This is a genomic window from Lachnoclostridium sp. An76 (genome assembly GCF_002161355.1).
GTDB classification, from domain to species: domain Bacteria; phylum Bacillota; class Clostridia; order Lachnospirales; family Lachnospiraceae; genus Mediterraneibacter; species Mediterraneibacter caccavium.
In genome coordinates, this window is sequence record NZ_NFHL01000002.1 from 47,603 (window position 1) to 61,755 (window position 14,153).

The window sequence follows — 14,153 nt, forward strand, 5'->3', positions numbered from 1 at the left end:
CCTGCCGCTCCCTGCCGCCCTTCGGGACAGCGGAAATGGTCACATCATGCTTATCCCGCAGCTGTTCCACAACCTGCTCCAGCCGGTTTGCCGGAAAGCCGCACATTTCCACACGGCCACCGCCGGGGATAGCGCGGGTCGTGAGATTGAGGTCCAGTTCCGCAGCAGCAGTTTTGGCGTCCTCACCGTACAGCTCAAAAAAATCCCCCATTTGGTAGAGGATTATATCATCCGGGTGGCGCTCCTTGACGCCGTTGTATTCCCACACAGCCGGGTCCGGCTGCTGGGCTTGCAGGGCATCTTCTTCCGCCAGGGCCTTTTCTGCCTGGATTTTGTCATACTCCGCCTGTTCCTGTTCTGTGAGATAGCGTCCCTTCTGGATCAGGTCGGTAATCCGTTTGGCGACTTTCTCCCAGGTGAAATGCACATCCGGGCAGCCGTCTTTTTTGTAGTGCAGACCTTTTCCGTCGTGGCTTTCATCGCTTTTCATTGCACCGGACAGGGCATGGGAGTGACCGCCAATACCATACTTATGTTTGAGAAAATCCACCTTTTCCTTATCCGTATGGGGTTCCTGGAAAAAGGTGAAAACTCGGCCCTTACCGCCCTCAAATCCGCTGCCTCTGGTCATGGCGGCGTCGATCTCGTCCTCAGAGATAAACTGCTTGACCGAAGGTACTTCCGTCAACTGAGAGGTAAAGGTGGTGCGAGGCAAGGACAGATCTTGCAGGTTCTCCCAAATTTCTTTGGGTTTATGGTAGTGGAAGCGCAGCAAATCCCGATCCTGCTGGTAGGCCGTCCAGAAGGCAGCATATTCTTCCGCAAGGTTCTGGCGAAACTCCGGGCTTTTCAGCTGTTCGGTGAGCCATGCAGATTCCTCCGGGAAACCGCGCCCCGGATTGTTGGAAAGGATGGGCAGATACCCAGCTTCTCTGGCTTCCTCGCTGAAATCGTGGTACAGATTCCAGAACTTTTCCGCGAGGAGGGAGCGTTCATAGCCCGCAGCCTCAGCCAGCTCCACATTGGTGGCAAACTGGCCGTCCTGCAAAAGCTGGCCGATACGCTCAGCGGCACTCTCCCAGGAAATGACCTGGGCGGACTTATCGTAACGGGCAGTTTTGCCGTGGGAAAGATGGATTCCATCCTCGGCATACCATGCAGTGATGCTGCCAATCCCGTTGCCGCCATGGTACAGGGTTTTCAGGGTGTCTGCGATCTCGGTGGTGGACTTCTGCTCCTCAAAGGCCGCGACAATGCGCTCTCTCTGGCGATAGGTGTTGCCGCCCAGCCGCAGCACATGGTCGATGTCAGCCTGGGCAAAAGAAAAAGCAGAGGATGTTTTCACATTCTCTGCTTCATCTATGATTCTGATTTGTTCTGCTTCGGAGAGGAAGAAACTCAGCTGTGAATAAGCTCCGCCATCAGAATCTCCTCGGCCTGTGCTTTGCAGGTGTTCATCAGGCCCACCCAGCGCATCGGGTCGCTGGCTTTCAGCTGCTCCGTCGCGCCCGCGTCTTTCGCCAGCTGGGGCATCATCTGCTCCAGACGGCTCTGCGCTGTCTCGTCGATCTCGATGAGGTGCGGGTACAGCTTCTCGGTCAGCAGCAGCTGATTGTAAATCAGGGGCCGGTGTTCCTTCAGGTACGCTTTCCGCATCCTGCCGTACTTGCCCAGGGGCTTCTCCGGCTGTTCGGTCAGCTTCAGGTCGGGAATCTGATAATCTCCGTTCATCGTGTAAGTCAGGCTGTTCTCCATGTGTAACGCTCCTTTCCGCGAGTTGCTCGCGCTCATAGATCTGGATGGTGACGCCGATCTGCCGCAAAACCTGCTGGTTAATCTGGCTGACCGCCGCGCCCAACGCCCCAACCGTGGCCGGGGTATTGAAATCGAAAATCGGCATGAAGTCCTCATGCTGGAAATATTGTTCCGTATCCAGCCCACAGCGAGACATCAGGGCATAGGCGATACTGACGGTGGCGGCGGACTTAAATTGGACTTCGATGTTGTAATCATCGTACTCCGCCAGGAACGAACCGTCAACGATATAGCGGAAATCTCTCTGATGATCGTCCCAATACTCACTCGCCAGCTTTCCGGCTACATCCGTGAGCTGCTGGGCGAGATTGTCACCGGCAACGCCGTAGTTTTGCTCCAGCATGGCCGACACAGGCCCAATGTGCTGTTCTTCCAGCTGCCACAACCAGGGTGTACGGGAATGTTCACGGGTGCCGGTATCGGAAATATCGAACACATAGCGCAGGCGAAGCTTGTCGCCGGAATCGTCCACCAGGGCAATACCCTTGGAGCCACGGCGCACATACCGTCCCATTTTTTCATTCCACAGGTCATACTCGGCGCAGGCGGTGGCATCCGGGCGCTGGGCGTAAATCATCATTTGCTCGTGGAATGGGTATTTATAAAGGCGGGCGGCGGTGGTGAGAAAAGCCGTCCACTCCTTCCAGCTGCCTACAAGCTGGGTCGATACCTGTTCGGCCATCTGCCGGTAAAATTCAGCTTTGGATGGCATGGTTTTCTGTCCTCCCTTCATGTTGAATAGAAATGGGACGGCATATCAGGCCGTCCCATCAGGTCTTTATGTGTGTTTTTTACTCGTCGAAATCTGGGCACAGCTCCAGTTCGGCAAACTCGGTGTCGTTCATAGCTTGGAGTTTACCCAGGGCGCTGTCCGTCAGTTCCCGCAGCTCGGCTTCCTCCGGCGAAAGCTCACCGCGCATCTCCGTCAGAGCGTCGATCAGCCCGGTGCGGCTGCCGGTGTTGTAGATGCAAAGAAGGTTCGTTTCCTCAAAGGTGAAGTTGTTCATATCAAAGCTCCCTTTCCGCGCTCTTTTTTTGCGCTGTCTTTTTGTGTTCCGTCTTGGGCTGGCTTTTCAGCTGCTCCATTACGGACTTTTTCTTTTCCCGTTCCTCTCGATGGACGGCTGCTGCCAAGTCCATAAGAGAAATGGGCTGACCACTGCGGGCCTGTTGTTCCAGCTGGGCCACTGTCGGCTCCTTTGGGCCGTTATTGATGATACCGTCGATCATGCCGTAATCATCTTCCACCGTCATTTCCGCATTTCTCAGCGAATTTTCCGGCAAGAAACCTTGCACCTGGGTGAAACCAACACTGTCGCAGTAATGACAGGATACCTGACCATTCTGCTTGATGGCAACGATGTCACTGACGCTCATAGACGGGCTGTGAAAATCCACCGGCTTTTGCAGATTGAACTGCTCATACAGCCTTTCCAGCTGCTCCATAGTGCTGCCGGAACCGTCCAGAGGGGCGGTATAGATAAGGTCATAGTTACTCCGCTCTACGGACAGATTGTGCGATTGCAGCCAATCCAGATTCATAAAACGCACATTCTGCGGGTCATCCTTGCTCACCTGATAAATAGCAAAACAATTTCCCTCATGGGAAAGAAACGCCTGTTCCCGTTCCAACTGCCGATCCTGTCGTTCCAAAACTTTTTCGTGAAAGTCCGGGCTTTGCTCCCATTCCTCGCGGGACACAGCAAAGATACCGTCATGGGCGTCCAGGTCGGCAGTGTCAAAGGCCATTTCCGGGTTTTCACCCTCCTGGACGATATAAACGGTCAGGTCTCGCTCCATCAGCTCATAGGCTCGCTCTTTGGAGAGGGGCAGAAGGTCACCGTCCAGGTAGCCGCATTTCTCCAGATCATCCTGAGTCAGTGCCGGGTCCGGCATGGGATACTCGTCCAACGCCTGCTCCTGGGCATCCGGCAGCTGGGTGGCGGCAGCTTCTGTGGTCTGCTGGCTGACCTGTTCCTGCATCTGGTGGTAAGCCGCCTCCTGCAAAGTCTCGATCATGGACAGCGGCGCATACTTGATGGACTTGCCGCCCATCCCCAGGTCCTCGCAGATATGGCTAACCGCTGTGGAACGGCCCATATCCGGCCCGTCCAACTGGCCGCCGTCCATCTGCTTCATGGTTGCCACATCGTAGAGCGTGTAGTCCCAGCCGGTGTCGCAGGGCTGAACATGAAGGTAGCTGGTATCATCCAGCACCAACAGGGCCTCCCGGTACTCGGCGCTGGGCTGGACACTTTCGGTATTTTCCGGCTCGGTCAGCTGTTCCGGTTCAGTCATCGGCACCAGCTGATCCAAGCGTCCCATAAGCTCGGCAGCTTTTTGGGTGGTTTCATCCGGTTCATCCTCGTTCACGATATTCTGGAGCCATTCGCGTACACCGCTGGCATCTCCGCTTCGGAGTGTGGCAGTCAGTTCGTGCAGTGCGTCCTCACGGCTATCTGCATTGTTCCGATACTCATAAGGGTCATAATCGAAAGTGAACTGGTCGATGTCTGCTGCCAGCTGCTCGATAGAGTCCTGCTGCGGTTCCGTGGCGGCAGTCAGGTCAATGCCGCGCTCCTTGCAGATTTCCTTGTAGTTGCGCTCGATGTCGTTAATCAGCTCGCAGGAAGTCTTGTTGATGGTCTCCAGACTGGCCCGCAGCTCCTTCAGCTCCTTGTCCTTCGACCAGGAAGCGATGTAGCCAAAACTGTTCTCGCCGGTCTGGATGCCGAAATACTGGCAAACCGCATAAGAAATGCTCTCGGCCTCCACTTCCTCGGTGTTGCGGTTCTTGGCGGCCTGTTTCACCGCCGTCAGATCTTCCTCCACTTCCAACCGCCACTCAAACCGATTCTCGTCCACATAGCGCCAGCCTTCCTCGGCGGCGGCCTGTTCCGCCTCTGCTTCGGTGGCGAAGTCCAGACGGAAGTCATGCTTGGTGCCGCCCTCGCTCACCATCACGATCTTCCAGGTCGGCTCCGCTTCGTACTTTTTGGGGTCGTGGAGCTTACTGTGCGCGGTCTCATGGACAGCGGCGGAAACAGTCTGCACCTCGCTCATGCCTTCCCGGATGGCGATCCGCTGCTGGTCAGAGGAGAAATAGCCGTCCATGTTCTCGGCCATCGGCTCAAACTCGATGGGAACCGGAGCCGAGCGGCGCAGAGCTTCCATGAAAGCCTCATAGTGCGGCACCGTCCCGGACAGGCTGGAGGCCAGCTCTGGCAGGGGCTTTCCGTCCGTCTGGCTCACATCGAACACCTTCACCGGACGGAACATGGGGATTTCAATTTCTTTTTCCTCCATGACCGCCTTGCCATCCGCGTCCAGGATGGGTGCATGAGTATCCGGGTCGCGCTTCATTTCCTCGATCTTCTTTTTGTAGGGCGTGGGGGCAATGATGGTGATACCATGCTCACCCTTTTTCACATGGCGCTCAAACTGATTTTTCCACTTGTTGAACCCGGCCACCAGGGTGGCGTCCGGGCGCTGCATATAGATGAGCATGGTGTTGTTGACGGAGTAGCGGTGGAACTTGGACATGACGGACAGATAGCGCATATACTTCTCGCTCTCAAACAGTTCCTTGATACCCTGTTCAATGCCCGCTGTGATCTCTTGTAACCGTTCTCGATTGGTGGTCTTATCAGCCATGAATTTCACTCTCCTTTCCAATTTGGCTATTTCTGATTGATGTTCGGCAATCCACAGCTTTTGCTCCTCCGGGCTGTTCTCCAGAAAAAAATCCAGCAGATAGCCCACATAGTCCTTTTTCTGGATTGCCTCCATGAATCGGGGATGTGGATTTTCCTCCGGTGTTTTGGGTGTGTAGTCCGTTTCCCACTTGCGGAGCAAATGAAAGTAGTCGGCCAGGACACGAAAGGCATGGTCTCGGTCCTCCTTGAATTTCTGCGCCTCGGATTTCTGGCGGACATGGCGTCGCCGGGGAGGGGCCTGACTGTCATAAGCCAGGCCAAAATCCTGGGCCAGCTTCTCGGCGGCCTCTTTGGGGGACAGATTGTAGAGCCTCGCTGTGAAGTCAATCACATCGCCGGTGGCTCCGCAGCCAAAGCAATAAAAATATTCCTCGTTCAGCTTCATGCTGGGATTTTTGTCATCGTGGAAGGGACAACAGGCCATGCCGCTCCGGTTGACCTCGATTCCGTACATCTGCGCTGCTTCTCGGACGGTGATGGACTGCTTGACAGCCTCAAAGACACTTTCAGCCATGCTTACTCATTGCCTTTCTTGGGGGTGGGCGGCCTGTATCCGGCAGCCTTGGCCAGTTCACTGGCTGCCTTACGGCGCTCGGCGCTGTAAGGTTCCCGGACGGACACACAGCGTTTGGGAACGAGAAAGGTCTGGCGGTCCTTTTTCACAATCTGGTCCGGGTATTTCTCTGCCAGTCGCCGCAGCTTCTCCAGCAGCCGGGGGTCATGGGTATAGACCTCGGCGGTGGCTTCGGCCTGGTTGTAGAGGATGATGGTTTCCTGTTCATAGCGTGAGAGCTTCATCGTTTGCCACCTTTCTGCTGGTCAAACTCCAGCTTGAAGTTGGCGTACTGCCCATCATCCGCCAACACCACAGTGGCATCGTAGGTCTTGCCGGTTTTCTCGGAGTACAAGCCCCTCACATGAGCGCGGCCATCTTTGAGCAGTGCCGTTACGATGGCTTTGGTAGGTTGCTTGTGCTTCATCTCCCACCACTTGTTGTTTTTCCAAATTGCAAATTTGCAAGATTCTGTCTGACAGAAGAAGCCTTTTTGCATTTCTGCAACCTCTCCGCCACAGCGGGGGCATTTGCCCACCACTTCGTGGGAAGGGCTGAACAAATACTCCGTTCCCTTGATAGCTTGATAGGTTCCCACAAGTTCTTTGAGCATGGCACTAATCCCAGCCATGAAATCCTCCGGGGCCAGCTCGCCACGCTCGATCTCACCCAGCCGGTACTCCCACTCAGCAGTCAGAAGGGGCGATTGCAGCTGCTCCGGCAACACGGTGATAAGGGATACCGCGTCATGGGATGGCATGAGCTGCACGGTTTTCTTGCTCTTTTTGCGCTCCAAAAAGCCGGTGGAAACCAGCTTTTCCAGAATCCCGGCGCGGGTGGCCGGGGTCCCCAGGCCCTTGCGCTCGGCATCCTCCGGCATATCGTCCTTCCCGGCAGTCTCCATTGCGGAGAGTAGCGTATCTTCGGTGAAGTGCTTGGGCGGGGTGGTCTTGCCCTCCTTGACGGTAGCACCAGAAAGGGGCAGCGTCTGACCTTCAGACAGCTCAGGCAGAGCCTTGTCCTCGGGTTCTTTGTCCTGCTCCACATTCTTCAGCCCTGCGCGATAGGCAGCGTCCAGCGCCCGCCAGCCGTAATTTTTCACTGTGCGGCCTTTGGCAGTAAACTCCGCTCCGGCGCACTCGACAACAACGGCGGTTTCCGCAAAGGTATAGGGCTGGGCCACGGCGCACAGCAGGCGCAGAGCCACCAACTCCAGCACCGCCTTTTCGCCCACCGGCAGGCCGGACAGGTCCGCGCCCTGGAGGTTGCGGGTAGGGATCACTGCATGATGGTCGGTCACTTTCTTGTCGTTGACAATCTGGGCGGCATTGCAGGCAATCTCCATGCCATTGGAAAAGGGCATCGCCCCGGCAGTGAGCTGGACCAGCTCCGGTAGACTCGCCGCCATATCCGAAGTCAAATAGCGGCTGTCCGTCCGAGGGTAGGTACAGAGCTTCTTTTCATACAAATTTTGCAGGTAGTCCAGGGTTTGCTGGGCGGTGAACCCCAGCAGCCGGTTGGCGTCCCGTTGGAGGGTGGTCAGGTCATAGAGGGCGGGCGGCTTCTCGGATTTGTTTTTGCGCCCCACTTTTTTCACTGTGGCAGCCGCACCTTGGCAGGCCGTTTTCAGCTGTTGGGCGGCAGCCTTGTCTGCCATGCGCTCCCCGGAAACGGTGAAACCGGGCAGCTCCAGTGTGACCGTGTAGAATGGCACCGGCTTGAAGGTGTCGATCTCGGCTTCTCGCTGGACAATGAGGGCCAGCGTCGGGGACATGACACGTCCGATGTTGAGGGTCCGGTGGTACAGCACGGAAAACAGCCGGGTGGCATTGATACCCACCAGCCAGTCCGCTTTGGCGCGGCAGAGGGCCGCATCCCGCAGGCCGTCATAGTCTGCACCGGGGCGCAGGTTTGCAAAGCCCTCCCGGATGGCGGAATCCTCCATTGAGGAAATCCAGAGCCGCTTCATGGGCTTCTGGCAGCCCGCCAGCTCATAGACGCTGCGGAAGATCAGCTCCCCCTCGCGTCCGGCGTCGCAGGCGTTTACCACTTCGGTCACATCCGGGGCGTTCATCAGCTGCTTCAGCACATCAAACTGTTTCTTCTTGTCCTTGCTCACCACCATCTGCCAGGGTTCCGGCAGAATGGGCAGATCGTCATAGCGCCACTTGGCGTAGTCCGGGTTATAAGCGTCGGCGTCGGCCAGACCAGCCAGATGGCCCACACACCAGCTGACCCGCCAGCCGGCGCCCTCCAGATAGCCGTCCTTGCGGGCGGTGGCCCCAATCACGGCGGCCAGACTTTGGGCAACGGACGGTTTCTCAGCGATCACCAGCTTCATGGTTTTTCATCCTCCTTTCCCGCAGCCATGCGGTCAGCTGCCGGTGGCAGAATCCCACGCAGGGCTGACCGTCACGGTAATTTCCGCAGCCATAACAGGGGTGGCCGGGAGATAAAGTAGGAGGACGGGAAGTTTCCTTCCCGCCCTCCGGCCTGCGTGTCATCATGCGTTCATAGGGGCTGTCGGTGAAGCGGGTCAAACCGTCTTGTCCTCGCTTTCCTCGTCGCCGCCCCCGTCAGCGTCCGGCTCGTCAGATTCCTCGGTCTCCCAGGAGTCCTCGTCCTCCTGATCGGTATCATCCTTGCCGTAGTCATAATCGTCCAAATTGTCGTTGCCCTTGGTCTTGGGTCTGCTTTTTACCAGCTTAAAGTAGGCAAAAGCGCCGCCGCCACCCATCAGAGCCAGCACCGCCAAAAGAATGGCCGGATTCAGTCCTGCGGGTTTCTGCGCCGGTTCTTCCGGTTCCGGGGTTTCTTCCGGGGTCTCCGGTTCCGGCTCCTTACCCGTGCAGGCGCTCATATTGGTGGCACACACCGGGCAGGCCGTATTCACCGCACCGGCCACACATTTCTCCGTACAGGTACAGGTGGCGGGCTGCTCCTGGGTGGTCTGACCGTCCTCCATCAGCGCCATCAGGTCCGCCTCGTCCACCTGGTTTAAGAAGTGGACAGCGGTTTCCTTGTCCTCGTTGGCCCGGTCAATGAGGATGTAGAAGTAGTTGCCTGCCTTGGTGGTGACGGTGATGAGCTGCTTGTTGTCGCCGAAATCATCCACCAGGGCGGCGTTGCCATCCGGGATCAGGGCCGGACTGTCCTCGGTTTCCTCCACGACCACATTGCTGTCGTTGGTGGCATCCTCCGCCGGAAGTTCTTCCGTTCCCTGGGCAAAGGCAGTCACGGAAAGGCCCATCATCAGCACCAGGGCGGCGCAGAGGGCCGAAAGGGTTTTGAAAATTTTCTTATTCTTCATGGTCGGTATCCTCCTGTTCGTTGTAGTTGGCGGAGGCAGCGGCCATGCCAGGGACCGTACCACCGGAGAGCATGGCGTTCAGCTGCTCCGGGGTCAGCCGCAGGGCGCGCACCATCTGAACGATTTCCAGGTTCTCCGCCTCGGTTTTCTGCGCCTCCAGGGTTTTCAGCTTGTCCTGGTACTCCGCGATCTTCTCACGGACCTTGGCAATCTCCTGGTCAATGCGCTGGATTTTGTTCTTAGCCATTTCAATCACTCCTTTTCTCATAAATCGGCCTTACCAGTTCATCAGGCCGTAGCCCTTGATGCACTCGTAGGACAGGGAATAACTCTTGATCTTGCAGGCGTCGCCAGAATTGCCCTCCACGGTGTAGACCCGGCTGCCGTCTGTGCCGACCACAAGGCCCACATGGTCGGCGCTGCCATCCAGGTCCCAGTCAAAGAAGATGGCGTCGCCGGGGGCGATATTGGCGTAATCACGCCCGCCCCATTGTCCGTGAGACTGGAACCACGGAATACCCTGGGACTGGCAGGCGGCAAAGCGCGGCTCGGACAGCCCCATCTGGCCGTAGCACCAGGACACGAAGCAGGCGCACCATTCCACACGGGAATTGAAGCCGTACCAGCTCCAGTAGGGCTGACCGCCCACATTGCCCACCTGACTTTTGGCTATGTCCACCACGGCCTGATTGCCGGGGCGGGTGCCGTTGACGAATACCACGCCGGTCAGGTCCTCGGAGTTGCTCGTATCCGGGGAGCCGCCGCCGAAGATCAGCGGCTTGTTGCCCAGCGTCTGCCGGTACACCTGGTACATTTCCAGCTGTTCCGGGGTTAGCAGCTCCGAAGCCACGGAAGATATGGGCTTGCTGGTGAGCTTCACATTCAGAATGTAATACTCATACGGGACTTCCTCGGTGGTCGTCTCGCCGGTCACGGGGTCCGTGGAAGTTTCGGTGCGGTATCGTATCTCCACTTCCTCGGTAAGCGTCAGTTCATACTGTGCGTCGAACACGCGCTCCAGCTCGGCCTGGGCGCTCTGCCGGGTATAGCCTTGCAGCACGGCGGACAGGTAGGCTGCCAGCTCATGGGGGTCATGCCCGATCATATCCAGGTCATAGCGGTACTCGTCATACCCCGGATGGCTGCTTTCGATGTTGTCGATCTCGGCTTGCAAGGCCGTTTCTTTGGCAGCGTAGTCGGCCTCCACCGCCACCAGCTCAGGATCATCCGACGGGTAGGTGGTGCCGGACACCACGGAACCGATACTCTGCGCCATCATGGAGCAGGAGGACATGGTGTTGAGCAGCATACAGACCAGCAGGAAGATCGCACCCGCAATCAAAAAGCCCTTTTTGTGGCGCATGACAAACGCGCCCGCTTGCTGGGCTTTCTCCTTGACCGTCTTGGCCGCCTTGCCGGTGGCCTCCGCAGTCTTGGCGGTGTTCCCGACAGCTTGACCGGCGCGCTTGGCGGCAGCGTATTCCTTTTTGATGGCCTGTTTCTGCTGCCAGCGGGAGATGGGGTTGCTGGCAAGCTGGGGATTTTCCCGCAGGGACTTCTGATACAAGGCGTTCACATTGGCCTTCTCCAGCTTCTGCTCGGCCTGGGCCGCCTTGCGGTAGGGCTTCAACTTGTGGCTGCGGTAGCCTTCCCGTGCAAGCCTAACGCCGGTCTCGGCAGCCTCCTCGGACTTGTGGGCGCTCTCCACGCCCACATTGTCCTGTTCGGTCTCCCGGATTTCCTTGTGGAGCTTCCCCAGAGCGGCATTGGCGGGGGTATCCCGCACCGCATGGGACAATTTGGAGGGCGGCTTCTTCTTGTCCTCCAGCACCAGCTTGGTGGTCACTTTGCCGGTCTCCGGGTCCACCGTCTTTTGCCGGACCTGCTTTTTGGGGATTTTGGCCTGCGCCTTGTCTGCTTTGGCGGCGGCCTTGTCCGCCTTACGGATGGGCTTCTCCAGAGCCGGGTCAGCCCGTTCCTCGTCCGTAAAGCGCAGGCGCGGTTCCTTATTCAAACCATTCCCCCAACATGAGGGAGGCCGTCATGTAGCGCAGCTCCACATAGACGGCCAGCCCCACAGGGTCACGGGAGGGGTGCTGAAGCAGATGGGCGTAGATCTGCGCCACCACATTGGCCAGCAGCTCGGACTGCCCGCCCTCGAAGATGACGATGGCCGGGACGCCGTTCATGGCGCACCAGATTTCCGTCAGGCGCAGCAGGCCCGCTTCGCCGTCCTCGTTCAGCTCCGCAGCCTGATCCGCCGCCGTGCGGGTCTCGCTGACGGCATCGGCCAGCTCGGTGAGCAGCTGGGTGCGCTCACCCTCCAGGGCATCGTCAAAAAACATCATGGTATTCAGTTCGGTGTTGGGTTTCATGGTCATTCATCCTCCTTTTTCAGTTCCTGGGGTTTGGTGGTCATAATGCGGTACAGCTCGGTGTTCTTGGGGAAATGGTCCACGAAAGGCAGGATCGTGGAGCCATAGAACAGCAGGCCCTCGCCCTCGCTGGAGTGGGTCACATAGGAAAGCTGGTGAGGGGAAATGCCCAGCTGCTTGGCGAGAATCTGCCGGTCCCCGCCCGCCTGGTTGAGCATATACACGAAGTCGGAGTTCTCAAAGATGTTCTCCACCTCGCGGGAAGAAAGCAAGTCTTTGACATTCTGCGTGATGCCGGTGGGGATGCCGCCCCATTTTCTGAACCGCTTCCAAATCTCCACCGTGTAGGCGGCGGTCTGTTCCTCTTTCAGCAGCAGGTGCATCTCGTCGATGTAGTAACGGGTGGATTTGTGGGCAGCACGGTTGATGGTAACGCGGTTCCACACTTGGTCCTGGACCACCAGCATACCGATCTTTTTCAGCTGCTTGCCCAGCTCCTTGATGTCGTAGCAGACGATACGGTTGTTGATGTCCACATTGCTCTGATGGTTAAACACATTGAGGGAGCCGGTCACATAGATTTCCAGCGCCGTGGCGATGTACTGCGCCTCTTTCTCGTCCTGCGCCCGCAGCAGGTTGTAGAGGTCCTCCAGGATGGGCATATTCTCCGGGCGGGGGTCATTGAGATAGTCCTGATACACCAGCCGCACACAGCGGTCAATGATGGTTTTCTGAACCGGCTGCAAGCCCTCTTTGCCGCCTACGATCAGCTCGCACAGAGACAGGATGAAGTCGGACTTGAGAGACAGCGGACTTTCATCGTCCGAGTAGTCCAGGTTCAAATCCATAGGGTTAATGTAATTGCTGCTGGTGGGCGAAATCTTGATGACCTGCCCATGCAGGCGCTCCACCAAGGGCGCGTACTCGGCCTCCGGGTCGCAGATAATGATGTCATCATTGGTGAGCAGGAAACAGTTGGCGATCTCGCGCTTGGCGCTGAAGGACTTGCCGGAACCAGGGGTGCCGAGAATCAGTCCATTGGGGTTTTTCAGCAGCTTGCGGTCCACCATGATGAGGTTGTTGGACAGGGCGTTGATACCGTAGTACAGCGCCTCTTTGCCGTTCTGGAAAAGCTCCTGGGTGGTGAACGGAACAAAGATAGCCGTGGAACTGGTGGTCAGCCCCCGCTGAATCTCGATCTGATTGAGGCCCAAGGGCAGCGCAGACATCAGCCCTTCTTCCTGCTGGAAGTCAAGCCTTGTCAGCTGGCAGTTGTACTTCTGTGCGATGGAACTGGCCTGGAACACATTGTTGCCCAGCTGCCGGGGATTGTCCGCCGTGTTCAGCACCAGGAAGGTCACAAGGAACATTCGCTCGTTTCGGCTCTGCAAATCCTGCAAGAGCTTCTTGGCCTCGGCACCGTAGGTGGCAAGGTCGGAGGGAATGATGTCCATGTCATATCCGGCGCGGACGGCTTTTTTCTGTTCCTCAATTTTGGATTTATCCAGGTCGGTGATTTTCCGCTTGACCGTCTTGATGGCCTTGATCTGATCTACGGACTGGATATGCAGGCTGACGATCAGAGAGCTTTCCATATCCAGAAAATCCGCCAGCATCCGGTCATTCAGCTCCGGGGCGAGGATCTGCAAAAAAGAAACAGCCCCGTATTTTTTACCCATACGGAACTGTTTGCCGGTGCGGAACTCGAAGCCGGACGGCGCGATGAAATCCTTGGTGGACAGACCGGACGGAGCCAGCCAGTCCCATTCAAAGCGGAACGGCACCTGTTCATCCATGTGGAAAATGCCGTGAAGCTGTGCCAGCCGCGCCTTGCCGTCCAGGGTCTCGGCGGCCACGCCCAGGCGTTTGAAGTTGTTGAGAATGTCGGTCTCAATGCGCTCCAGACGGGGCTTGGCGGCCTTGAGGCTGTCGGCGTCGATGCCGAAAGTCAGGTACTTGGTCTTGATAAGACCGTTGTTGCCTCTTGCCAGCTGGTTTTGCAGCATGGTGGTGTACTCCACCCGGATGCTGTCAAAATCATCCCCCTGGAGAGGAATGTTGATGGCGCGGGCAAAGGTCTCCTCAGAGGCTGCCAGGTTCAAAAAGGACAGCTGGAACTGAATGGAGCTGTCGAAGTAGTTGAGGAAATCGCACCAGCCCTCGAAGATCGCTGTCTTGTCCTCGTTCTGCGAGAGCTGATAGTTGATGTCCTGGAATTGGATGGTCTTTGTGTAGCGGCTGCCTGCCACACGGCAGATGCCGTCCGGCCACATCCGTTCATAGGGGATACTGTCCTGAGCCGATTTTTTCTTTTTGTCTGTGCGATTGGCACGGGCAATGGCAGCCTCGATCTGCTTTCTGTCGGCGCGGGACAGCTTTTTCAT

Annotated in this window: 11 protein-coding genes and 2 pseudogenes; 1 reads left to right on the forward strand and 12 read right to left on the reverse strand. The window is 57.3% G+C overall.

Going from position 1 to position 14,153, the window contains the following annotated elements; genetic code table 11:
• Positions 1-49: 49 nt before the first annotated feature.
• Positions 50-631 (reverse strand): annotated as a pseudogene (locus B5G27_RS17015) (hypothetical protein); the annotation flags it as partial.
• A gap of 767 nt (positions 632-1,398) precedes the next feature.
• The gene (locus B5G27_RS16330; RefSeq protein WP_072853158.1) at positions 1,399-1,755 is read right to left on the reverse strand and encodes a TnpV protein; all 357 of its coding nucleotides are present in this window, start codon (positions 1,753-1,755) and stop codon (positions 1,399-1,401) included.
• On the opposite strand from B5G27_RS16330, the gene B5G27_RS16335 reads away from it, so the two are divergent.
• Positions 1,754-2,557 carry a hypothetical protein gene (locus tag B5G27_RS16335; RefSeq protein WP_072853160.1) on the forward strand — a complete coding sequence of 268 codons (804 nt, stop codon included), beginning with the start codon at positions 1,754-1,756 and terminating at the stop codon, positions 2,555-2,557. The genes B5G27_RS16330 and B5G27_RS16335 overlap by 2 nt on opposite strands.
• Before the next feature lie 49 nt (positions 2,558-2,606).
• Here B5G27_RS16335 and B5G27_RS04455 read toward each other — a convergent pair whose 3' ends face one another.
• The 10 genes and pseudogenes from B5G27_RS04455 to B5G27_RS04500 form a co-directional block, all read right to left on the reverse strand.
• The gene (locus B5G27_RS04455; RefSeq protein ID WP_087177774.1) at positions 2,607-2,822 is read right to left on the reverse strand and encodes a transposon-transfer assisting family protein; all 216 of its coding nucleotides are present in this window, start codon (positions 2,820-2,822) and stop codon (positions 2,607-2,609) included.
• A 1-nt stretch (position 2,823) separates the two neighbouring features.
• The gene (locus tag B5G27_RS17020; RefSeq protein WP_416385621.1) at positions 2,824-3,357 is read right to left on the reverse strand and encodes a YodL domain-containing protein; all 534 of its coding nucleotides are present in this window, start codon (positions 3,355-3,357) and stop codon (positions 2,824-2,826) included.
• A 26-nt stretch (positions 3,358-3,383) separates the two neighbouring features.
• Positions 3,384-6,045: pseudogene (locus B5G27_RS04460) on the reverse strand (LPD16 domain-containing protein); the annotation flags it as partial.
• Positions 6,046-6,047: 2 nt separating this feature from the next.
• Entirely contained in the window at positions 6,048-6,329 is a 282-nt protein-coding gene (locus tag B5G27_RS04465) for a hypothetical protein (RefSeq protein ID WP_002588923.1), read from the reverse strand.
• Positions 6,326-8,425: a type IA DNA topoisomerase gene (locus B5G27_RS04470; RefSeq protein ID WP_087177775.1), complete on the reverse strand. Its 2,100-nt coding sequence runs from the start codon at positions 8,423-8,425 to the stop codon at positions 6,326-6,328. The genes B5G27_RS04465 and B5G27_RS04470 overlap by 4 nt, the downstream gene beginning before the upstream one ends.
• A gap of 195 nt (positions 8,426-8,620) precedes the next feature.
• Positions 8,621-9,394 (reverse strand): DUF4366 domain-containing protein, encoded by a 774-nt coding sequence (locus B5G27_RS04480; RefSeq protein WP_087177776.1) that lies wholly within the window; start codon positions 9,392-9,394, stop codon positions 8,621-8,623.
• A complete protein-coding gene (locus tag B5G27_RS04485) occupies positions 9,384-9,641 on the reverse strand; it encodes a DUF4315 family protein (RefSeq protein ID WP_002588926.1) in 258 nt (85 codons plus the stop codon). The genes B5G27_RS04480 and B5G27_RS04485 overlap by 11 nt, the downstream gene beginning before the upstream one ends.
• A gap of 30 nt (positions 9,642-9,671) precedes the next feature.
• Positions 9,672-11,408 carry a CD1108 family mobile element protein gene (locus tag B5G27_RS04490; RefSeq protein ID WP_076779153.1) on the reverse strand — a complete coding sequence of 579 codons (1,737 nt, stop codon included), beginning with the start codon at positions 11,406-11,408 and terminating at the stop codon, positions 9,672-9,674.
• Complete coding sequence (locus tag B5G27_RS04495; RefSeq protein ID WP_033126285.1) at positions 11,401-11,775, reverse strand: DUF3851 family protein; 375 nt, start codon at positions 11,773-11,775, stop codon at positions 11,401-11,403. The genes B5G27_RS04490 and B5G27_RS04495 overlap by 8 nt, the downstream gene beginning before the upstream one ends.
• Entirely contained in the window at positions 11,772-14,153 is a 2,382-nt protein-coding gene (locus B5G27_RS04500; protein WP_002578788.1) for a VirB4-like conjugal transfer ATPase, CD1110 family, read from the reverse strand. Before B5G27_RS04500 ends, B5G27_RS04495 begins: the two co-directional genes overlap by 4 nt.